This is a genomic window from Deinococcus betulae, assembly GCF_020166395.1.
Taxonomy (GTDB): Bacteria; Deinococcota; Deinococci; order Deinococcales; family Deinococcaceae; genus Deinococcus; species Deinococcus betulae.
The window spans coordinates 96,856-117,132 of the sequence record NZ_JAIQXU010000017.1 but is presented as its reverse complement, the minus strand read 5'-3'; the positions used below and the strand labels follow the sequence as shown (position 1 = coordinate 117,132).

16 protein-coding genes, 1 tRNA gene and 1 CRISPR repeat array are annotated in these 20,277 nt (G+C 68.1%); of the genes, 3 read left to right on the top strand and 14 right to left on the bottom strand.

Going from position 1 to position 20,277, the window contains the following annotated elements:
• Positions 1 to 83: 83 nt before the first annotated feature.
• A complete protein-coding gene (gene speA / locus K7W42_RS13720) occupies positions 84 to 1,991 on the bottom strand; it encodes a biosynthetic arginine decarboxylase (protein ID WP_224575376.1) in 1,908 nt (635 codons plus the stop codon).
• A 209-nt stretch (positions 1,992 to 2,200) separates the two neighbouring features.
• Positions 2,201 to 2,276, bottom strand: a tRNA-Asp gene (locus K7W42_RS13715).
• Between the two features lie 77 nt (positions 2,277 to 2,353).
• On the opposite strand from K7W42_RS13715, the gene K7W42_RS13710 reads away from it, so the two are divergent.
• The gene (locus K7W42_RS13710; RefSeq protein ID WP_224575374.1) at positions 2,354 to 3,352 is read left to right on the top strand and encodes a serine hydrolase domain-containing protein; all 999 of its coding nucleotides are present in this window, start codon (positions 2,354 to 2,356) and stop codon (positions 3,350 to 3,352) included.
• Positions 3,353 to 3,867: 515 nt separating this feature from the next.
• Here K7W42_RS13710 and K7W42_RS13705 read toward each other — a convergent pair.
• The 3 genes from K7W42_RS13705 to K7W42_RS13695 form a co-directional block, all read right to left on the bottom strand.
• A complete protein-coding gene (locus K7W42_RS13705; protein WP_224575372.1) occupies positions 3,868 to 4,950 on the bottom strand; it encodes a hypothetical protein in 1,083 nt (360 codons plus the stop codon).
• A gap of 153 nt (positions 4,951 to 5,103) precedes the next feature.
• The gene (locus K7W42_RS13700) at positions 5,104 to 7,848 is read right to left on the bottom strand and encodes an LPS-assembly protein LptD (RefSeq protein WP_224575370.1); all 2,745 of its coding nucleotides are present in this window, start codon (positions 7,846 to 7,848) and stop codon (positions 5,104 to 5,106) included.
• Positions 7,845 to 9,056 carry a SpoIID/LytB domain-containing protein gene (locus K7W42_RS13695; protein WP_224575368.1) on the bottom strand — a complete coding sequence of 404 codons (1,212 nt, stop codon included), beginning with the start codon at positions 9,054 to 9,056 and terminating at the stop codon, positions 7,845 to 7,847. Before K7W42_RS13695 ends, K7W42_RS13700 begins: the two co-directional genes overlap by 4 nt.
• Before the next feature lie 158 nt (positions 9,057 to 9,214).
• Here K7W42_RS13695 and K7W42_RS13690 point away from each other — a divergent pair, with 158 nt between their 5' ends.
• Positions 9,215 to 10,378, top strand: coding sequence for an FAD-dependent oxidoreductase (locus K7W42_RS13690; protein WP_224575366.1), 1,164 nt, complete (start codon positions 9,215 to 9,217; stop codon positions 10,376 to 10,378).
• A gap of 255 nt (positions 10,379 to 10,633) precedes the next feature.
• Here K7W42_RS13690 and cax read toward each other — a convergent pair whose 3' ends face one another.
• The gene (gene cax, locus K7W42_RS13685) at positions 10,634 to 11,779 is read right to left on the bottom strand and encodes a calcium/proton exchanger (RefSeq protein ID WP_224575364.1); all 1,146 of its coding nucleotides are present in this window, start codon (positions 11,777 to 11,779) and stop codon (positions 10,634 to 10,636) included.
• A 90-nt stretch (positions 11,780 to 11,869) separates the two neighbouring features.
• On the opposite strand from cax, the gene K7W42_RS13680 reads away from it, so the two are divergent.
• The gene (locus K7W42_RS13680; protein ID WP_224575362.1) at positions 11,870 to 12,295 is read left to right on the top strand and encodes a hypothetical protein; all 426 of its coding nucleotides are present in this window, start codon (positions 11,870 to 11,872) and stop codon (positions 12,293 to 12,295) included.
• A 34-nt stretch (positions 12,296 to 12,329) separates the two neighbouring features.
• Here the strand turns inward: K7W42_RS13680 and K7W42_RS13675 are convergent, their stop codons facing one another.
• The 8 genes from K7W42_RS13675 to cas5e form a co-directional block, all read right to left on the bottom strand.
• On the bottom strand, positions 12,330 to 13,250 hold the full coding sequence (locus K7W42_RS13675; protein ID WP_224575361.1) for an aldo/keto reductase: 921 nt from the start codon (positions 13,248 to 13,250) through the stop codon (positions 12,330 to 12,332).
• A 38-nt stretch (positions 13,251 to 13,288) separates the two neighbouring features.
• Positions 13,289 to 13,471, bottom strand: coding sequence for a hypothetical protein (locus K7W42_RS13670; protein ID WP_224575359.1), 183 nt, complete (start codon positions 13,469 to 13,471; stop codon positions 13,289 to 13,291).
• A 4-nt stretch (positions 13,472 to 13,475) separates the two neighbouring features.
• The gene (locus K7W42_RS13665; RefSeq protein WP_224575358.1) at positions 13,476 to 14,267 is read right to left on the bottom strand and encodes a hypothetical protein; all 792 of its coding nucleotides are present in this window, start codon (positions 14,265 to 14,267) and stop codon (positions 13,476 to 13,478) included.
• The gene (locus K7W42_RS13660) at positions 14,264 to 15,790 is read right to left on the bottom strand and encodes a hypothetical protein (protein ID WP_224575357.1); all 1,527 of its coding nucleotides are present in this window, start codon (positions 15,788 to 15,790) and stop codon (positions 14,264 to 14,266) included. The genes K7W42_RS13665 and K7W42_RS13660 overlap by 4 nt, the downstream gene beginning before the upstream one ends.
• 211 nt (positions 15,791 to 16,001) lie before the next feature.
• A CRISPR array of direct repeats spans positions 16,002 to 17,555; the repeat unit is 29 nt; unit sequence CGGAACATCCCCGCCCACACGGGGAAAAC.
• 67 nt (positions 17,556 to 17,622) lie between these two features.
• Positions 17,623 to 17,946, bottom strand: coding sequence for a type I-E CRISPR-associated endoribonuclease Cas2e (cas2e, locus tag K7W42_RS13655; RefSeq protein WP_224575356.1), 324 nt, complete (start codon positions 17,944 to 17,946; stop codon positions 17,623 to 17,625).
• On the bottom strand, positions 17,936 to 18,883 hold the full coding sequence (cas1e, locus tag K7W42_RS13650) for a type I-E CRISPR-associated endonuclease Cas1e (RefSeq protein WP_224575355.1): 948 nt from the start codon (positions 18,881 to 18,883) through the stop codon (positions 17,936 to 17,938). Before cas1e ends, cas2e begins: the two co-directional genes overlap by 11 nt.
• 3 nt (positions 18,884 to 18,886) lie before the next feature.
• Positions 18,887 to 19,558: a type I-E CRISPR-associated protein Cas6/Cse3/CasE gene (gene cas6e, locus K7W42_RS13645; protein WP_224575354.1), complete on the bottom strand. Its 672-nt coding sequence runs from the start codon at positions 19,556 to 19,558 to the stop codon at positions 18,887 to 18,889.
• Positions 19,558 to 20,277: a type I-E CRISPR-associated protein Cas5/CasD gene (gene cas5e / locus K7W42_RS13640; RefSeq protein ID WP_224575353.1), complete on the bottom strand. Its 720-nt coding sequence runs from the start codon at positions 20,275 to 20,277 to the stop codon at positions 19,558 to 19,560. The genes cas6e and cas5e overlap by 1 nt, the downstream gene beginning before the upstream one ends.

Sequence of the window (20,277 nt, the reverse complement as noted above, 5' to 3'; positions counted from 1 at the left end):
GAGTCTTGTTATCCCAGGAGCCCATCCAGCGGCGAAGGGAAAAGGCCGGGCTAATCTTCACCCGACCCCTCGAGTTTCTGGCCTCAATTCTCGTATTCCAGGTACGTGTAGCCCAGCAGTTCCTCGCCGTAATCGTCCAGCAGTTCCTGCTCCTGACCGGAGGCCAGGCTCCCGACCTTCAGGGCGGCGTCGGCCTGGTCCTCGATGGCGTCGCGCAGCATGGGTTCCTCGTAGCCCATGCTCTCAATCATGCGCCGGGCCTTTTGACCACGCACGAAGAGGTCGATGTTGAAGCGCCCGCCGGGCCGCACCGTCACGTGCGCCTCGCTGACCTTGCCAAAGAGGTTGTGCGCGCTGCCCAGCACGTCCTGATAAGCGCCCATCAGGAACACGCCCAGGTAATACGGCTTGCCCCCCGGCTCGTGCAGGGGCAGCGTGGCCTTCACGTCACGCAGGTCAATGAACTTCTCGATTTTGCCGTCACTGTCACAGGTGATGTCCACCAGCGTCGCCTGCCGCGTGGGCTTCTCACCCAGGCGGTCCAGCGGCACAATCGGAAACAGCGCCTGAATAGCCCAGTTGTCCGGCAGGCTCTGAAACAGCGAGAAGTTGCAGATATACTTGTCGGCCAGCACCTTTTGCAGGTCTTCCAGTTCGTCGGGCACGTATTTCTCGTTCTGAATCAGCTTGGCGATGCGCCGCAGGATGGCATTAAACAGCGCCTCGCCACGGGCGCGGTCGCCCAGGGTGACGTAGCCCAGGTCGAAGAGGTTGTGCAGCGTCTGTTTGTCGCCCACCGCGTCGTTGTACATCTCGCGGTAGTTGCGCCCCGTGATGTTGCCCAGAATCTCTTCCATGTCCTTGACGATCTGGTGGCTGTCCTCGTTGGCCGGTGGCAGGTCTTCAAGGTCACGGGTGGGGCCAGTCACGTCCACCACCGGCAGAATCAGCACGGCGTGGTGGGCCGTGAGCGCCCGGCCTGACTCGGAGACGATGACAGGCTCGGGGACCTGGCGGGTTTTGCAGACTTCCTGTACGGTGTACACCACGTCGGCGGCGTATTCGCCCACGGTGTAGTTCATAGAGGCGTAAAAGGTGGTCTTGGACCCGTCGTAGTCCACGCCCAGGCCGCCGCCCACGTTGAGGTACTTGAGCTGCGCGCCAGCGGCAATCAGGCCCGCGTAGGTCTGGGTGGCCTCGCGCACGGCCACCTTCACGCGGCGGATATCGGTGATCTGTGACCCGATGTGTGTGTGCAGCATCACCAGGCTGTCGAGCATGTCCTCTTCTTTCAGGCGCTCGACCACCCGCAGAAGTTCGTAGGCGTTCAGGCCGAATTTGGCCTGGTCGCCGCCGGACTCCTCCCACTGCCCCGAGCCGCGCGCGTGCAGTTTGAACCGCACGCCCATGGCGGGCTTGACGCCCAGCGCCTTGGCCTGCTTGAGGATGCGGTCCAGCTCGCTGTACTTCTCGATGGTGATGACCACGTTCTTGCCCAGCGTGCGGCCCCAGAGTGCGAGCTTGATAAAGCCGTCGTCTTTGAAGCCGTTGCAGCACAGCAGGGCGTCGGGATGCATCTTCTGGGCCAGGCATAGGGCCAGTTCGGCCTTGCTGCCGGCTTCCAGGCCGTGCGCGTAGTCGTACCCAGCGGCGGCCACCGATTCCACGACAACCCGGCGCTGGTTGACCTTGATGGGAAAGACGCCCTGGTAGTGGCTGGTGTAGCCGTATTCGGCAATCGCCTTACCAAAGGCTTCGTTCAGGTGCTTGACGCGGCCAGTAATCACCTGGGGGAAGCGCAGGATGACCGGCAGGCTCTCGCCCCGGTCCACAATCTCGTCCACGATGGCGCGCAGCGGCGCGTGCAGGCCCGGCGTGGGGGTCACGTCCACTTGGCCCTTATCTGAAACGCGGAACCAGCCGCCCGACCAGTTGGGCACCTGGTACAGTTCGGCGGCGTCAGTGGTAGAAAACGTGTTCGCGGTCGTCATTGAGGGGCGTCCTCCTCCGGATATGGGGATAGGCTCGCCGTGCGCGGGGTTCGGAGCTGTGCGGGAGAAGCTCACGGACGCCGTGCGAAACCGGGGCGCATGATACGGCAAGCGCGGCCGGCCAGGTGTCACGCGGGCTGCATTGGGCTGCTCTCTGACCGGGAACATCAAGACAGAAGAAGGAGCCTTCTCAGGCTCCCTCTTTTTGCTGGCGGTCCGGACGGGATTTGAACCCGCGACCTTCTGCGTGACAGGCAGATATGCTAACCGCTACACTACCGGACCAGCGCCAGCAGGTTAAGGGCAGACGGAGGCCATGTCAAGCGCCCGGCCAGTGCGCGCCGAAAGGTACGCTCATAGGCATGTTTCGTGACCCGGCCTCTGCGGCTCTGAATGCCTTAGGTGAGGTGCTGGGCCGTGACCTGCGGCCACTGCGGGGGCCACTGCGGCGCGCCCTGGCTCAGGGCGGGGTCGTCGGAGCTGCGCGGGGTGAGCAGCGGGTGCTGCGGCCCCTCGGGGGCGTGCCCGCCGAGGGCGTCTTTGAACTGGCCAGCGTGACCAAACCCTTCACCGCCGCGCTGGCTGCGTCGCTGGTGCAGGCCGCGCGGCTGGACTGGGACGCGCCGCTGGCCGCTCTGGGGGGGCCACTGCGGGGGGTACCGGCCTTCGTTACGCCGCGCGCCCTGGCCACCCACACAGCGGGGTTGCCCCTGCACCCGGCGCGGGTGGGGGTCACGACCTTCACGCGCTTTCACGACCCTTACGGCGGCATGAGCCCAGCCGCCGTGGTCGCCAGTGCCCGGCGCTGGGCCCGGCCGGGTGGGCGCTTCCAGTATTCCAACCTGGGCGCGGGGCTGCTGGCCCTCGCCTCGGCGTATGCGGCGGGTGAAACCTTCAGCGCGGCCGGCTATGGGCGGGCCTTACAACTCTGGGTCACCGGGAGATTAGGCGTAGAGGTCACGTTGATGCCGACCAGCGCCCTGGTACGACCTGGTGGCTGGGAAGGCCAGACCACCGGCTTTGGCCCGCTGGCGGGGGCAGGCGGCCTTTTCGGCACGGCGGGCGACCTGCTGACATTCGGGGCGGCGCATCTGAGCGGCGAGGTGGTCACGCCTTGGCCGGTGCCCCAGCGCCCAGCGGGACTGCCCCCGGCCCTGAGCGGCGTGGCGCCCGGCTGGTTTGCGCGCGGCGCCGTGCGCTGGCACGACGGCGCGGCGCGCGGCACCCGCAGTGCCCTGGGCTTTCATGCGCAGACGGGCGCGGTGGTCACGGTGCTGGCCCGAGGCGGGTTGCCGCTGCTGGGGTCACGCAGCGCCGTGTCTGCGTTGCTGCTGGCACTGCTGGAAGGTGATGCGAACTGAAGCATTGGTGCAAAGGATGCTCTGCAGGTGAGACGAGGACAGAAGGTTCACATTGAGCCGGAACCGAGTTGGGCATGGAACAGCCAGATGAGGGGCGCGAGGTAGCGGCGGCTCGCTGCGGTCTGGGGGCAAAGGACGGTCCTGCTCTGCCGACGCCCCAGACGGGTGACTCCGCTTTTCCATTGCTGTAGCCCCGTCTGTTCTCGTGGTTGCTCCGCTTGCTTCCGGCTTACCTGATATGGATTCCGGCTGTTTCGTTTCCAGACCGGGAGAGCACCAGTTTGCACCTTCAACGCCCGAAACCCGCTGTGCTCCTACTGGCACTGCGGCGCAGCTTTTCAAATCAGCTCAGAGTCTGTATGAGTTTCGGACCAGGCTGATGCCAACACGCGATTCATGGGCCTCAGCGCGGAGGAGAGTCACGCCCCCAACCGCGCTGGGCGCCGCTCAGCATCCGGCACCTCAACAGGCTCTCAGTGCTCGCTCGATGTGAAGAAGCCTTCTGAACGCTGGCCTCAGGGCGCTGTGGGCGCCTGCTCGGGCGCCAGGGTCCAGGTCAGACTGCGGGCGTCATTCAGGGCTACCGGCAGGGTGACGCTGTTCCAGGTGCCGCTTTGCAGGCCGCGCTGGGTGTCGTGCTGGGCCAGGGCCGTCCCCGTGATGGTGTAGAGGTAGCCGTCGGGTGTAAAGGTCAGGTCCCGCAGGTCGCTGAACGTGGTCACGGTGGCGGCGCTGCCAGCAGTCGTGCTGCTGCCGTTCCAGACACGCAGCGGCGTACTCGCCTGCCCGGAGAGCACGTTGCTGCGCCACGCGGCCAGCAGGCGCTGGTTCAGAGGGCCGGTCCACAGGCGGTCGTAGCGGCCGGTGCCCAGGGCCGCCACAGTCGAGGTGGCTTCGGGTGCCCCGGCGCCGTTCAGGCGCTGCACGCCGCTGTCGGTGGCCGCGTAAACCTCGGTGCCATACGCCGCCAGGTCGTAGACCGCAGGAATAGGCAGCGGCTCGCTGACCTGCGCCGCGCTGCCGCCCACCGGAATGGCCACGCGCAGCACCTCGCTGCCGCCGCCCAGCCGGGGCCGCGTGACCAGGCCGACCTCGCCCTGCACCGCCAGGCGTACCGGGGGGGTATCGCTGCCTGGTGCCGGCGGCAGGAAGGTGGGCAGCGTGACCTGCCACAGCAGCGCGGCGTCCCGGTACAGGGCCAGGCGCTGCACGCCGTTACAGTTACTGAGGACCAGCAGGCGGCCCAGGCCCGGATTCTGGGCTGCGCGCACGTAACACACAGGGGTGAAGCCTGGGGCCGGGAACGTGCCCTCCAGCGCCAGTTCCGGAGTGCGGGTCTCGGTGGCCTCGGTGCGCACCAGCACGAAGCGCCGGGCGTCGGCGCCTGGATGCACACTGACGCCGCCCGTCACACTGACGGGACTGCTGGGTGTGGCCGCCGGCGAGGTCGAGGTGGCGGCGTTCGTCACCGTGATGCCGCGCAGGGTTGCCGCGCCTTCAAGCACGATCAGGCGCAGGGCCGGCGTGGTTTCCTCGGTGCCGGTGCAGGCGGCCAGGAGGCCAGTCAGGGCCAGAGAGAGAAGGGGCAAGCGGCGCATGGAGAACCTCCGGGGGTCATACGGACTCCGATTGAATCGCTTGCAAAAGCGATTTAATCCGAGCGGGGCGGGGGGGGAGAAAAACGGGTTCCGGGCGTGGAGCTGGCATATCGGCTCTTTTCCGATTTGTCGGCGGAACAGACGGAATCCGTATCAGGGCAGGGTCGGCAGCAGCGGCACGTTCACGCGCTCGCGCTCCAGGTCAAAGAGGGGATAGGCGGTCTGGCCCGGCAGGCCCACCGCCACCCGGAAACGGCGCTGGCCCAGGTCGGCTTCGGCCTGCAGCGCCCAGCAGCAGCGGTCAATGGTGAGGCCCAGGACGGGCGACAGCGGCTGCGGGTTTTGCCGCACGCCGTCCAGCCAGGTAAAGGTCTGGCGCAGCCCGGCGGTGACGTAAGCGCCCGGCGGCTGCCCCGCCCGCCCCAGCCCCAGGCTGAACCGCAGCGGGTCCAGGGTCAGGGTGTCCAGCGGTTTGTCGTCCGGGAACGTGCCCACCCGCGTGCGGGTGTACAGCGCGCGGCCCGCCAGCGCCACCCGCTCGGCGTTCCAGGCGGCGTCCAGCTCGGCGCGCGTGAGTTCCAGGCGCGGCTGGTCCAGGCCCGGCACGTTGGCGGTGGCGCCCAGGCGCAGGGTCTGGCCGGGGCGGGTGGTGGCAAAGTTGGCGCTGAGGGTGGGCCGGGTCCAGTCGCCCCGCACCAGGTCGTAGGGCCCGCCGTAAGTGACGTTCCAGTTGGTCGCCGCGCCGCCCACGGTGCCCACGCTGAAGGTGATGGGGCCGTTGTCCGTGGCGCCTGCCGGGCGCTGAAGAAAGAGGCTGTGGGCTGTTTTGAGTTCGTACTGGCCCCGCCAGGTCAGGGTGGCGTCCCCGCTGATTTGCCCGGTGGGCGGCAGCAGGGTTTCACGGCCACTCAGGCGCAGGCTGTTCAGCACGCTGTCACGGGTGCTGGTCAGGTTATAGGTGACGGCCACTGAGTTGATGTCGGGGGTGCGGATGTTGTGCGCCGCCGACACCGAGAAGGTGTTGGTGCGGTCGCTGCCCGTCACCGTGGCCGTCACTGTCAGGGGGCTGAGGCCGCCCGCCTTGGTGTACCCGCCCGAGGCGCTCAGGGCCAGGCCCGGCGCGGGCCAGCGGCTGCTGCGGGTGGTGACAGCGGGGCGTGCGGGGGTGGTCGCCGTGGCCGGCTGGGCCGGCGTGACCGTCACCGTGCCCGAATTGGGGTCGCTCAGGGTGGCGCTGAAGTTCAGGCTGTCGAGTTCTTTCGTGTACAGGTTGACGCTGGCCGAGGCCGAGAGGTTCAGCGGCACGCGGCTCACCCCCAGGGTCAGCCCCAGCGGCCCCTGCTCCTCGGGCTTCTTGAACAGGTCGCGGGTGTAACTCACCCCAAACGTCACGTCCTTGACGGGCACCGTGTTGACACTCAGGCTGACCGGCGCCGTGAGGCTGCGGCCATACAGGGCGTCAAAGGCAAAGGGGCTGGTGCCTTCCAGGCGGTTGTACTCGCTGCGCAGAGTCAGCGTGTTGGTGGTGTTAAAGCGCTGGGTCAACTGCGCGCTCAGCTTCAGGTCCACGGTCCTGGCCCCGTTGCCGTAGTAGCGCCCGGTAAAGGAGTTGCTCAGGCTCAGGTCGGCGTCCCGCCAGGGCTGGGCCGTGTAGGCCAGGGTGTGGCTTTCTTCCAGGCGGCTGGTGGTGGTGTTGGGGCCCTCACCGGGGGCATTCCGGGAAAAGAAATTGCGGCGCCCGGTGTAGCGCCCTGCCGAGACCCGGAAGTCGGCGCTGAAGCCCCCATTCGTGTAGACCTTGGGGTCAATGATGATCTCGGGCGTCTTCAGGGGGCTATCGAGGGCGGTGGTGGGCTCGGGGCCAAAGCGGCCGACATAGTTAAATTCGGCGCTGAAGAGGGGGTACTCGGCCTTGGCGCCGAAGGTGACGTTGGTCACGCCGCGCGCGGGGTCATCGGCGGCCCTGCCGATATCGCGCTGGTTGACGGTGAAGGTGTAGTCCAGGTCGCGGGTGGCCGTCACCAGCGGGACGCGCCCGCGCACGCTGAAATCGAGGTCGAGGTCGTAGCCGCTCTGGCCCACGGGTCTGGGGTTGGCCAGGGTATAGAGGGTTGCCCGGTCAACAAACGGCAGCGGCGCCACCGAGCGCAGCGCCACCCCGGCGCCCAGGCTGGGGCTGCGGTTCTGGTAGTAGCGCAGCAGCGTGGTCCCCAGCGTGCTGCTGCCAATGGAAAAGGGCAGGTCGGCTTCGGCGGTGTAGCCGTCTGTGGCGTCCCGGCCAATTTCCAGGCGCGGCTGGCGCTCTTTGTCGTTCAGGGGCAAGACCAGCACCGGCAGAAAAAACACCGGAATATCGGCCAGCAGCACCTGGGCGTTGTAGGCCACCAGGCGGTCACCGGGATACACGATCAGGCGCTCGGCGCGGAAGGCGTAGTCATTGGGGGTGCGCCCGCAGCGCGCACAGGTGGTGAAGTAGCCGCCTGTGGCGCGCAGCTGGCCCGGAATGCGCTCCACCTCGGCTCCCCGGATTTCCAGAGCCGCGTCGCTGATCAGCACGTCCTCGCCGGTGACCTGTTCCTGGCCCAGTTCGACCACCAGATTCTCGCCGCGCAGGTCCTGGGCGTCTTTGGCACTGCGGTAACTGGCCGCGCCCACCAGGGTCAGGGTACGGCGGGTGCGGTTAAATTCGACCCGTTTGGCGCGCACCACATCCTCGTCAACACGCAACTCCACGTTCTCGCCGGCGATGATGACGAGTTCCTGGCCGTCCACCTGACGCAGTTCCAGGGTGTCGGCGCTGATGATTTTGACGGTGCGGGCCTGGGCGCCCCCCAGCAGCCCCAGGGCCAGGAGCGCGCCCACCAGCCGCCGGCGGGCGCGGCGCTGGGGGCGGGTCACTGCGGGGCTCCGGGGGTGGCAGCCAGCAGGTCCAGCCCAGGCAGCGCCGGACCCTGCGCCAGCGCGGGCGCCGCCCGGTCACTGGCGGTCAGGGTGCCCAGGCTGGTGCCGGGGTAGTAAAAGCCCAGCACATGCAGGTGGGTGTAGCCGGCCCTGGCCATCCCCAACGCGCCGTACTGCGACAGGCCCACCCCGTGCCCCGCGCCGCTGCCCTCCATGACCAGCGGGGACAGGCCGCCCAGGGTCAGGCGAGTCCCCGGCGCCCCCAGCGCCCGCACGAAGCCGCCCGCTTTGGCCCCGCCCAGTTTTAGGGTGCCGCCCGCCGCCGTCAGCGTGAGTTCGGTGGGCCGCCCCGACGCACTGAGTTTGCTGATCGTCACGCCGCGCAGGGCGCCGCGCGCGCCGTACTGTTCGGCCACGGCCTGCACGCGGCTCAGCGGCACCTCCAGCCGCCAGCGCGCGCGCGGCCCACCGGCTGAAAAGGGATCGGTCCTAGCGCCCAGATAGGGCAGGTCGGTGCCCCAGACCTCGGCGCTCGACGCCGTAAAGCCGCCCGAATCGCTGCTGAAGTAGGTGCTGGCCGCGCGCCCGCCGTAGGCCACGACCTGCGCGCGGGTGGCGTTCACGGCGGCGTCGGTCTGCGGCTTTTCGGTGCCCAGGCCGGGATAGACCTGGCAGCTTTCGGTGGCGCAGGTGTCGTACGGCGCGGCCGGGTTCAGGCGCGCGGCGACGTAGGTGCGGGCCACGACGGCCTGCGCGGCCAGGGCGGCTGGGGGCCAGGACGCGGGCATCTCGGCCGGCACGACGGCGCGCAGATAGTCCTCGACATCCACCACGTTGATGCCCTGCACGCCGCCGGATTGCACGCGCACCTGCACGCCGCCCCGGTAGGTTTTGCCTGCAATCTCGACCGTCTGGCCCGGCGCAGGGGGGAGGTACAGGCTGGCGTTGCCGGTGGGCTGGCCGTTCAGGGTCAGTCCGCCGCCCGCTGCGCCTACCGTCCAGGTCTGGGTGGGCAGCGGCGCCGACGCCAGGGTGGAAGGCAGCGGCGCGCTCAGTGGCCCTGCGGGCGCGGCGGGCGCCACCGGCAGGCGCACAGTCAGTTGCGGCGCGCTGGCCACCAGCACCCGCACATTCAGCGCCGCCCCTCCGGCGCTCAGCAGCCACAGACTGCCCATTACAGCGCCGCAGCGCACCAGGAAACGCATGATTAAGCCCGAGTATACGTGCGTGTACCTGCGCGCCGCCTGACAGCCGCGTGAGAAGTGTCGCGTCGCTGGACAGAGCGCGCCCAGCCCTGTAAGCGCGGCATCATGGCCAGCATGACACCGAACTGCGGCAGGCTGGCCATGATGCCAGGGCAACCATGACCCCGCCCGCCCCGCCCGGCCGCGTGTGGGCGCATGTGGGCCAGCCATTTGAGCCGGCCGCCTACGACGTGCTGGTGATCGGTGCCGGGCGGATGGGCAGCGCCGCCGCGCTGTTCCTGCGCCAGCTGGCCCCGGAGGCGCGCCTGCTGCTGATCGAGGAGGGTGGCCTGCCCAACGAGGACGGCGCGACCATCCTGGCGCCGGGGGTCTGGACGCTGGCGGGCCTGCCTGAAGCCCACCACGCCGCCGCCCACTGGACGCGCGGGGCGGCGCAGACCCTGGGCGACGTGTCGTGGCAGGCCCGGCCGCACGTCACCCTGCACCCCACACCGGGGCCGGGCCGCCTCCCCGTTGAGGAGGCGCTCAGAGAGCACCCGCAGAGCCTGGCTCTGCTGGACCCAGCCGCTCTGCCCTGGGCTGAAGTGGACCCGCATGCGGCGACCTACCGCCCCGGCAGCCTGGCTCTGCGCGCGGCGCAGCAGGCCGTGGCGCTGGGAGCCGACCTGCTGCTGAACACCCGCGCGGCGCTGTGTGGGGGCGGTGAGGTGCAACTGGAGCGCCTGACCGTGACCAACACCCATCAGATCGTCACCCATGAGACGCACCGTCAGGGCGCCCCCACCGTCATTCTGGCCGCCGGGGCCGACGCGCCGCACCACGCCGAACATGCCCTGGGGGTGCACACCCGCCACGCCCGCGCCTACCGCCAGACGCCGCACCTGGCCGCGCCCAGTGACGACACCAGCCCCGTGCTGCGCGCCGCCGGCCTGACCCTGCGCCCCCAGCACGGGGCTTACACCCTGATTCCGCCGCTGCATTGGCGCGACCCCCACGGCTACCAGCCGGCCGGGGGGCAGCTGACCGGCGTGCCCACCGGCCTGCGCCGCGAGACGCTGGAAGACCTGGTGGCGCAGATGAACGCGCTGCCGGTCCTGGCCTCGGAGGCCCTGCACCTGGGCCGCAGTCTGTCCGATGTTCCCGGCGCGTGGCTGGCCCTGCCAGGCGGCACCCCAGGGGGGCGGCCCACCTTCGAGCCTCTGGACGACCACACCTGGCTGCTGCTGGGCGGCCCGCAGGCCGATACCCTGGGCCTGCACACGGCGTATGCGCTGGCCAGCACCCTGGCGCAGACACTGGTCGCCCAGACCGCAGAGCTCTGACTTCATTTGGCATGAAGAACCCAGGCCAGAGAGGGCAAGGCCTGGGTGGATGACTGGTCTTGAGGACGCTTCATACGGATTCCGTGCAGCACATCTAAAGACAGGCACCGTCTGCGCGTCCATATTCGCGAAACCCGTATATCTTCTCGCTCTTCTGCGCCGCTTTCCAAGTCCGCTCAGATTCCCCCCGGCATTCTGCTCGGTTCAATCGGAATCCTTATCAGCGGGAGAGAGAGCCGTTGGTCTGTGCCTGACCTAACCCAGCAGCGCTGACCAGAGCCGCGCGGCGCCTTCGGGTGCGGCCTCGCCCGGTGTGACAAAGAAAAAAGCCAGGGCCAGCGCCAGGTACACCGCCAGCAGCAGCACGCCTTCAAACCAGGTGGTTTCGCCGTCCTTGGTTACGCTGGTGACGATCAGCGCCACGGCAATAATCGCAATCAGTTCCAGCGGCGAGCTGAACACCAGATTCATGGGATGGCCCAGCAGCGCCCCGATAATCACCAGCAGCGGGGCCGTCAGCAGCGCCACCTGAATGGTGGCCCCCAGGCCGATGTTGACGGCCAGGTCCATCTGGCCCCGGCGGGCAAAGTACACGGCGGCAATGTACTCGGCAAAGTTGCCCACCACCGCCAGCACGATGATGCCCAGGAAGAACTCGCTCAGGCCCAGCTGGCTGGCGGTGGCTTCCAGGGCGCCTGACAGCAGTTCGGATTCCAGGGCAATCAGGGCTGTGCCGCCCAGCAGCACCCCCAGCGCCGTGGCCAGCGGCCAGGGTTTTTCAGGGCCGTGCCCGTGCCCAGCTTCCTCGCTGATGGCAAACACGTCCTTGTGCGTCACCAGGGTGTAGACCAGATTCAGCAGGTAGACCACGATCAGCAGAATCGCGACCCCGATGCTCAGGCGCTCGTCTAGGTTGGCGCGCGCCTCGGTGCCGGCCGCGAAGGCGGGCAACTGCTCGGTGTAGTCAAAGATGGCCGGCAGGGTGAGCATGATGACCGTGAGAAACAGCATAGCGCTGAGCTGCCCGGCGTTGGCCGCGTTGAATTTCTGTCGTGTGCCGCCCCGGACAAACCCGGCCGCCACAATTGCCAGCCCCAGCCCCAGCAGCGCGTTGCCGATAATCGAGCCCGTAATCTGCGCCTTGACCACCTGGGTATTGCCGTCCAGCAGAATAAAAATGGCGATGATCAGCTCGGCCATATTGCCGAAAGTCACGTTCAGCAGGCCACCGATGGTGGGCCCGGCGTGGACTGCGACGTGTTCGGTGGCTTTGCGCAGCCAGTCGGCCAGCGGCACGATGGCCAGCACCGCCGTGACAAACACCCACAGCGGCGGCGCATGAACCACGTAATTCAGCAGCAGGCTGATGGGCAAGAATGCCAGCAGGCTATTCATGAGCATGCGCGCAGTGTAAGCGGGCGCGCCTCTGGGCCACGCTCAGTTCATTTACATACACGCCTCGCACTGTCCGGACCAGTCAGGCTGGGGGCTATGGACGTTGCTTCTGCCGCCCTGTGGCCGCTGCTGATCCAACTGCCTCTGCTGGCGGTGATGGGCGTCGGCTTGGGGTTGGCAGGGCTGCGCTTACATGCCCGTCTCGCCCTGCGCTGGGTGGTGCTGGCCTCTGTGCTGCTGGGGGCGTGCGGGTGGCCGGAACCGTCCTCACAGCGGAACTTAGCGGAGTTGAGGGGAGTTGTTGGGCCCTCAATGGAACTGGCAGCCGCTGTGAGTGTCTGGCTGCTCCTGTGGGCGCCGCCGCAGGGCCGCTCAGTCAGCGAGATTCTGCCGCTGATGAGGGCAGCCGGCCGGAGTGGGCTGCTGCTGGAACTGGTGGGGTGGGTCTGCTCGCTGATGGGGCTGTTCAGCGGGCGCCCAGCTGGTGAGGCAAAGGCTCGGGGTCAACTGAACCACTGCTAGAGGCGGCAAAGCCTGCTCCTGCCGCCCACGTTCCTTATGACCAGGGCAGGCCTGAGCGGGTGGCCCAATAGGTAGAGGCGTCCTGGGTCAGCGCCCGCAGCAGAGGTGCGGGGCTGGCATCCAGCGTCAGGGCCACCAGATTCTGGCGCAGTTGTTCGGGGGTGCTGGCGCCACTCAGGACCACATCCGCCCAGGGCTGGGCCAGGGCCGCAGCCAGCGCCACTGCATCTGGGGTCACGCCCACCGTCCGGGCCGCGTCAGCCAGCACTGGGGGCACGTCGGCCTGGCCGGTCAGGCCGCGCGCGCTCAGGCGGCCGTTGGCCACGGCCTCTTTCACCACGACGGTCCAGCCGGCTGCGTGAGCCTCGCCAAGGGCTGCGCCCGCTGACGGCTCCAGCAGATTCCAGGTGGCCTGCACCGCCGAAAAGGGACACACGCCGCCTACCCGCACGGCCAGCGCCCGGCGCAGTGTCTCGGCCTGGCCAGGGCCGCTGGTGGACAGGCCCACCCGCACGCCCTGGGCGGCCAGGTCCGACAGCCGCGCCAGCACCTCGGCGTTGTCCAGCACCCCCGACTCCAGCGTGGCGGAATGAATCAGGTAGACCGCCGGGGCGCGCCCCAGCGCCGAACAGGTCTCGGGCCACTGCCGGTCCAGCGTGGCGAGATCGTGGGTCTTGACCTCGTGTGTCTGGGCGGCCACCTGCCAGTCGGCCACATAGGTGTAGCCCCACTTACTGCCCAGCACGGCGCCGGTGTGCCCCCGCTCGCGCTGCCACTCGCCCAGAAAAGCTTCGGCGCGGCCATAACTGCGCGCGGCGTCAAAGTACCGCAGGCCCGCCGCCCAGGCCGTGTCCAGCACCGCCCAGGTCTGCGCCTTCAGGCCCTCCACGTTTTTGTGGGGCAGGTCGGCGCCGTGCCCCAGGTTGAGGTAGCCGGGGCGTCCCAGCGCCGCCAACCCCAGCCCCAGCCGGGGAGTACCGGGGAGCAGCAGACTCAGAAGTGCCCCGCGTCCCCACCTGCGCCGCTGCCCGCGTCCTGGCCAGGCGTGAAGTGAAAGTCAGCCGCCGCGCCGCCGCGGGCCCAACGCCGCTGCGCCCGCCAGTGTTCACGCACCGCGCGCAGCTTGGTCCGCAGGGTCAGCAGATTAAGCAGCAAATGGATGAGGGGCCATTTCATGCCTTCAGGTACGCGGGGTTGCCGGGGTGCGTTCCCGCAGGTCGCGGGCCAGGGCTGGGGGTACGGTCAGCCGCAACTCGCTGGCCAGGTCCAGTGTCCAGGTGACGGCGCCGGCGTAAGCCCTTTCCAGGTCAGGCAGGCCCGCCGTGATGCCCGCGTAGCGCGTCAGACTCGCCACGCTCAGTTCCTGTTCGGCGCGGCGTGAGGGGTTGGGCCAGTGGTCGGTTCTCTTCTCCTGCAAGCGGGCCAGACGCAGCAGGCCGCCCTGAACCCAGCCCAGCAGCTCATGGGCGCGCACGCGTTCACCGCGCGCCAGCACGTTCAGCCCAAAAGCCAGCCAGTTCAGCAGCTGGTCAAGGATGAGCCCAGCGTCGTCGGCAGGCTGAACGGTGCGCCCCGCCAGCACCGCCAGATGCCGGGCCAGGCGCCCGTCCTCATCCTTGACCAGCATCTGTGTGGGCCGAACATGCTGGGGCGTCCAGTCCTCGACTTCAGGCAGACGTGCGGCGGACACGACATGCAGTTCCACCCGCCGCAGACCCGGCAGCAGTGCCGTGGGCGTGCCGAACTCGTTGACCACAAAGTGCTGCACGTCCAGCTGCGTGCTCAGCCAGTCCTGCGCCTCGACGGCGGCGCCGGGTGCCAGGAACGCCCAGTACTCCAGGTCGCTGTGGGCGTCCGCCTGACCCTGCGGGACACTGCCGTAGGCGGCCACATGCGAGAAGCCGCCTTCGGCCTGCAGGGCCGCGCGCAACTGGGCGTCCAGCGCCAGCAGCCCGGCCAGCCCTCCGGTCACGGCCCGTCTGGGTACAGTTCGCCCTCGCGCGCGGCCAGCGTCCAGTCCTTGACGGCCCAGCCCTGCGCGCCGCGCGTGAGGTTGATGGTCATGGTGTACCGCTCGCCGTCAATGTATTCGCTGTCGGTGGTCTCGTTGGTAAAGCCCAGGCTGACCGGCAGAACGGCGCGGGCCTGCGCGGCGCTGTCCTGGCTGAGTTCCAGACTGTCAAAGCCGAAGTTGCCCAGCGTGCGCGCCGGGGGCAGGTCGGCGTTCGTCAGCTTCAGCCACGGCTGGGCGCGCGCGGCGGCGGCGTCAATCCGGCGCTGCACCTCGGCCACCTGCGCGGGGGTGCGCCGCACGTCCCGGTACTGTGAGGCCACCTGCTTGGCCACGTTACTCAGGTCGCCCAGCAGCCGGGCAGTCACCGCCAGCGCGTCGTCTTTCAGTTCGGTGACGGCACCCGCTGACACCCGGTAGGCCAGGTAGCGGGCGCTGCCGCTGCGCTCGTCGAACACCAGCGCGTCGTCGCGGCCTGAGGCCCGGCGCACGGTGGTCAGCGGAAACCAGGCGGTGTCCAGGTAGCCGTCTGCCTGGCTGCGAATGGGCCCGCTCAGCAGGGCTGGTCCGGCCACAATCTCCGCGCCCTGTGGGCGGTACAGGCGCAGCGTGGCCGCATTGCCCTGCGCCACCAACCCCAGATATTCACGCTTGCCCGGCGCCGTGAACGCACCCCCCAGCCCCAGGCGCGCGGCGCTGAACGGCACGCCCGCGCGCACCGGCCAGTCGGTCATGCCGTAATCGTTCATGACCTGGCGGATGTCCGGGCCGTAGTTGGTCAGCCAGGCCCGGAAGCGGGCGGGCAGCTTTTGCACGTAGCCCTGCGCCTCGCCCGGCTGCCCGATGGCGACCAGCGTGGCGTAGTTGGCCAGCACATCGCCCCCGCTGGACTTGTCATTGACCGTGCTGGCCGGCCCCGTAAAGCCGCGCAGGAATCCCGGAAAGGAGCGCGTGTTGTCCACGTATTGCCCATTCACATACGAGAACACCACCGGCAACGGAATGCTCTCGGCAAAGCTGAGGCCGTAGGCGTAAGCAAAGCGCCAGTCGGACCCCACCAGTTCCAGCGGGCCCTTGCCGTCCAGCTGGCGGGCGTCCAGGCCGTCACTGTGGGCACCGAAGTAGGTCAGCAGCTTGCGCGGCGGCGTGGTCAGCGAATACAGGGTGTGGGTAAAGCAGCAGTGCGCGCCGCCCGAAAAGCCGGACAGCAGCACTTCCGGCACGCCGTCGCCGGTCACGTCACGGCACCAGTTCACGTCCACGGCCGTGTCGCTGATGGTGGCGGAGGTGACGCCGCCCCGGGTGATGCTCACGCGGTCGGCGGGGTCGTCAAAGCCGTTCTCACTGAGTTTGAGGGTGTAGGCGCCGCAGGTCTTGATGCTGGTTTTGATGGGCGCAGTGGGTTCTTCCTGGGCCGCAGCGGGGGTTGTTAGCAGGGTCAGCAGGCCCGTGAGGACCAGAAGGGATGGAGCGGGGCGAACCATAGAAAACCTCCGGGATAGGGGAGAATAGAGAAGCCGGCGAACGCCCGCATCATCCCGCGCCGAGGGGCTGAAAGGAAGACGCGAATGATGAGGGCTTTGTTGATGACTGGGGGAGCGCCAAGCCATCTTGATGCTTGCGAAGTCAAGCGCGGGTCTGCCCGGTCAGGGGCTGAGGCGCAGTGTCCTCCGGGCCGGTGGAGGACACGTAGGGCGGAACATCCCCGTCCACACAGGGAAAACCTCCTGCGCACCTGCTAGCAAACGTGCGCCCTCGCAACATTCCTGCCCATAGGGGGAAAACAATTGAGGCGCGAGCGAAATTTTGCCCGTCTGCGTAACATCTCCGCCCACACGGGGAAAACGACACCGCCCTTCTCTGAGTCCACACTGATCACGGAACATCACCGCCCACACGGGGAAAACGGGCCATGCGCCCGCAGCATGGCGACAATGTGCGGAACATCCCCGCCCACACGGGGAAAACTCTATCTGAAAATGAGCTGGGTCATGCGTGAACGGAACATCCCCGCCCACACGGGGAAAACGTGCCACCGGCAAAGAGAAGAAGGCCTGGTGTAGGAACATCCCCGCCCACACGGGGAAAACCAGAGTCGGCCATTGTTAAGATATTAGCCCTTAGGAACATCCCCGCCCACACGGGGAAAACGCGGGGTCAGGGGCGCGGGGTTCGGTCTGCGCCGGAACATCCCCGCCCACACGGGGAAAACGCCCCAGTCGGCGGCGAAGGTGGCGTCATGACCGGAACATCCCCGCCCACACGGGGAAAACGATTTCCTGCATCACTTCCGGGTCGATGTCCTCGGAACATCCCCGCCCACACGGGGAAAACCCGAACAGCGCCCAGCCCAGGCGCTCATACCACGGAACATCCCCGCCCACACGGGGAAAACCAGGATGTCGCCCGAACTGAACTTCGCAAACGCGGAACATCCCCGCCCACACGGGGAAAACCAGCACCAGCCACTGCCGGGTCCACCCAACTGCGGAACATCCCCGCCCACACGGGGAAAACACCGACCTGCACAGGCAGCTGCTCGGTCTTGACGGAACATCCCCGCCCACACGGGGAAAACACCCCGCAACTGTGCGTCCACAGCGCGGGAATCGGAACATCCCCGCCCACACGGGGAAAACATTTTTAGCTGAAAATGGTTATAAATTCACAGCGGAACATCCCCGCCCACACGGGGAAAACGTTTTGCTGGGACATGGAAGTAGTGATGATGTAGGAACATCCCCGCCCACACGGGGAAAACTCCTTCGGATCCCGCTTCTCTTTCTGGCTGGCCGGAACATCCCCGCCCACACGGGGAAAACAATTGGGTGGCGTAATAGCCACCCGGAACGGTCGGAACATCCCCGCCCACACGGGGAAAACGAGCGCAAGCTGTACCGCGAGACGTTCCCCAGCGGAACATCCCCGCCCACACGGGGAAAACTAGCGTGTACGACGCAGAATCCGCCGCACGCGCGGAACATCCCCGCCCACACGGGGAAAACCGCGGCTGGGTTCTGCTGGGCCGCGTCCTTCACGGAACATCCCCGCCCACACGGGGAAAACGCTGGTGGTCAGGGTGGCAAATCCAGCGATGGCGGAACATCCCCGCCCACACGGGGAAAACCTGGCCTACACGGAACGCGTCTTGAACGAAGATGGAACATCCCCGCCCACACGGGGAAAACCTCCGCCCTGGTGCGCCTGTCCTGGCTGCCTCCGGAACATCCCCGCCCACACGGGGAAAACACTTTGGGATAACGGTACCGGCCGCCCCTCACCACTACCAAGGGCCTTACACCTCGTGCTTTTCAAGTCACAAAGTTTCAAGTTCCTCGGGAGGTTGATAGTCCCGCATCAATTCTGCGTGGCGGGCGTCGCGCACAGCCACCAGCGCGTAACCTTCTAGGTCCAGCAGCGTGCGGTGCTGCTCGCCGTGCATGCGGATGGCAAAGCCCTGCTCGGTGTTGGTGCGGTACACCTGCGTGCAGCGGCCCGCGCGGGCGTGCTGTACCACCTTGTCCCACAGCAGGTCGCGCACCGTGGCGCTGACCCGCCCCACGTAGACGCCCGTTTGCACCTCTATCAGCCAGCGGGTCAGCTCGCCGCGCAGGCTGGGGGGCACCTTTTCAAGCGTCATCACCAGCATGATTCACCCCGCCAGCCACGTCGCCGTCGGGGTCCCACAAGTCGCCCACATCGTCGTCATCGCCGTCCTCCTCGTGGTGGTCGTCCAGCAGGGTCAGGAGGTCGTTGGCCATCCGCTCCAAGAGCCGCAGGTTCGTCATGTGGTCCCGTAGGCCCTGGCGCACCCGGCGGTCAAGCTCGTCTGGGCCGCGCGCCGCCTCGCGGAAGGCGGTGGGCAAGACCACCTCCAGCTTGTACAGGTCGGCCACGTCATACACGAAACTCAGCTGCTTGCCCGTGTGAATAAACCCCAGGCCCGGACTGTACCCGCAGCTGAGGATGGCCGCGTGGGCCAGCCCATACAGGCAGGACGTGCCGCTGCTCAGGGCCTTGTTGATCGGCGTCGCGTCGTCCCAGTTGGCCCGGTTGTATTTGCGCTCCGTCCATTTGACGCCGTGCGCCCTGCTGTAGCGGGCGTAGGCGTCCCGCACCCGCGCGCCCTCACGGCCCCGAATCTGTTGCAGGGTCAGGCCCTGGGGGAGCCCCTCCGGGAAGCGCATGGCATACATCTGCCGCACGACGCGCAGGTGACTTTTGGGGTGGGCCCACAGCCGGGCTTGCCGCTGCAACCGGACCGAACCGCGCGCCTCGCCCACCCCGCTGGCGTACAGGCGCACCCCCTGTTCCCCCACCCACAGCACCGAGCAGCCGGTGTCGGACATGGCCTTCATGGCGCTGTGGCTGACGGTGCTGCCCGGCCCCAGGAGCAGCACCCCCAGGCTGGCAACCGGAATGGTCACCATGCCGTCAGGGTGAAACGCCTGGATGCTACGGCCGTCCTGCTCCAGCCGGGTGTGTTCCAGGTACAGGTAGCCGGTGCCGTCACGGAACTTGGGCAGCTCGCGCAGGTTCTGCCGTTTCCAGATGATGGCGTTGCCTTCGCCGGTCACGGCTTACCGCCGCGCCAGGCTCAGCAGCCCAAAGCCCAGCGCCTTTGCTTTGCCGAGACCGTGCCCGACGGTCTGCCCCAGCTGTGCGGTGTCCTCCACGTGCAGCACGCCTTCAAAGGTCACGGCAAACAGGGTCAGGGGCCTGGGGTTGGCCGACTTGTACAGGCGGACGTTGCCGCTCTGGGCAATGTCGGCGCCCAGCACGCGAAAGCCGCCGCGTTCGCCCTGGCGGTCCAGCCACGCCAGCTGTTCGCGCGCGCCGCGCAGGGCTTCCCGCTTGGTGCGGGGGTCGCGTTCCCGGTCCTGCCCGTCGCGGAAACGGCTGACGGTCACGTTGGCCCGCAGCCGAAAGCGCAGCTGGTCGCCAGTGCGCAGGCCCCCCAGGTCCAGCACTTTAACCTCCGGGGCTCGCCGGAAGTACCCCGGCCAGCGGTCCTCTACCGCTTGCCAGTCTGGGTGGGTGACGCTCTGGCAGACGATGAACGCTTGTTCCTGGCCATCTTCCGACCAGGTGTCTTTGCGCCACAGCAGGCGCTCGCCGCCCGGCAGTGGCACACCAGCCTCACCAGCACCGGGAAAGCCCCAGCGCAGGGTCTGGTGCAGGCCATAGGCGCTGCGCAGGTCGCCCGCCGCCTGGCGGTGGCGTTCACTTAAAAAGAGGTGAGAAAGGTACATCAGCCCACCTCCTGCGGCGCAGCGCGGCTGACCCAGGGGTCGGGGGGCACGTCCAGTGGAACGGTCAGCGTCAGCACGTCGCGGGACACGTAACGCCGCCCGGCAAACGGTCCAGCTGGCACGTCCTGCCAGCGCGAGGGAGACGCTTTGGCGCGCTGCGACTCGGGCACAGCCTCGCGGTCCATGACCAGCGTGTAGGGAGAGGTGTCTGTGTCCTCCCAGGGCTGGGCGGGGGGCCGGCGGAGGCTGGGCGCCTCACTCAAGGCCTCCCACAGAGGCAGGTCCAGCGGCCCGTGTTCCGTGAAGATGGGCAGGCTGGCCTGAAACGCCCGGCGGCCCAGCGAGAGCGGCCAGTGCGGATTTTTCAGCGCTGCGTTCAGGCGGGTCAGCAGGTCAGGGTCACCTTCCAGGCCGGCCCAGAATGCGGCGTCGGCCAGGTAAAAGCGGGTGGTGACATCGGTCTTGGTCTTGGGATGGCCGGGGACCAGCTGCGCGGTGTGGTAGTCGCGCCCGACCCCGCCGGGCCGGTCAACGCGCACGCCAAAGCCCAGGGCCACCAGGTCATCAACAGGCGCGGCGCGGTCAATCCCCAGGGCGGCGGCGCACAGCCCCAGCACCCCGCTTCGGCTGGGGGCCCTTTCGGTGTCGCGGTCATCAAATTTGCTCTGGGTGCCCCACGTCTGCATGGGGCCCACCAGCCGGAGCAGCAGGGTCGCCAC

Bases quoted from the DNA above. Each gene is read 5' to 3' on its own strand.
- speA (WP_224575376.1), bottom strand. From the start codon at position 1,991: ATGACGACCGCGAACACGTTTTCTACCACTGACGCCGCCGAACTGTAC.
- K7W42_RS13710 (WP_224575374.1), top strand. From the start codon at position 2,354: ATGTTTCGTGACCCGGCCTCTGCGGCTCTGAATGCCTTAGGTGAGGTG.
- K7W42_RS13705 (WP_224575372.1), bottom strand. From the start codon at position 4,950: ATGCGCCGCTTGCCCCTTCTCTCTCTGGCCCTGACTGGCCTCCTGGCC.
- K7W42_RS13695 (WP_224575368.1), bottom strand. From the start codon at position 9,056: ATGCGTTTCCTGGTGCGCTGCGGCGCTGTAATGGGCAGTCTGTGGCTG.
- K7W42_RS13690 (WP_224575366.1), top strand. From the start codon at position 9,215: ATGACCCCGCCCGCCCCGCCCGGCCGCGTGTGGGCGCATGTGGGCCAG.
- cax (WP_224575364.1), bottom strand. From the start codon at position 11,779: ATGCTCATGAATAGCCTGCTGGCATTCTTGCCCATCAGCCTGCTGCTG.
- K7W42_RS13680 (WP_224575362.1), top strand. From the start codon at position 11,870: ATGGACGTTGCTTCTGCCGCCCTGTGGCCGCTGCTGATCCAACTGCCT.
- K7W42_RS13670 (WP_224575359.1), bottom strand. From the start codon at position 13,471: ATGAAATGGCCCCTCATCCATTTGCTGCTTAATCTGCTGACCCTGCGG.
- K7W42_RS13660 (WP_224575357.1), bottom strand. From the start codon at position 15,790: ATGGTTCGCCCCGCTCCATCCCTTCTGGTCCTCACGGGCCTGCTGACC.
- cas2e (WP_224575356.1), bottom strand. From the start codon at position 17,946: ATGACGCTTGAAAAGGTGCCCCCCAGCCTGCGCGGCGAGCTGACCCGC.
- cas6e (WP_224575354.1), bottom strand. From the start codon at position 19,558: ATGTACCTTTCTCACCTCTTTTTAAGTGAACGCCACCGCCAGGCGGCG.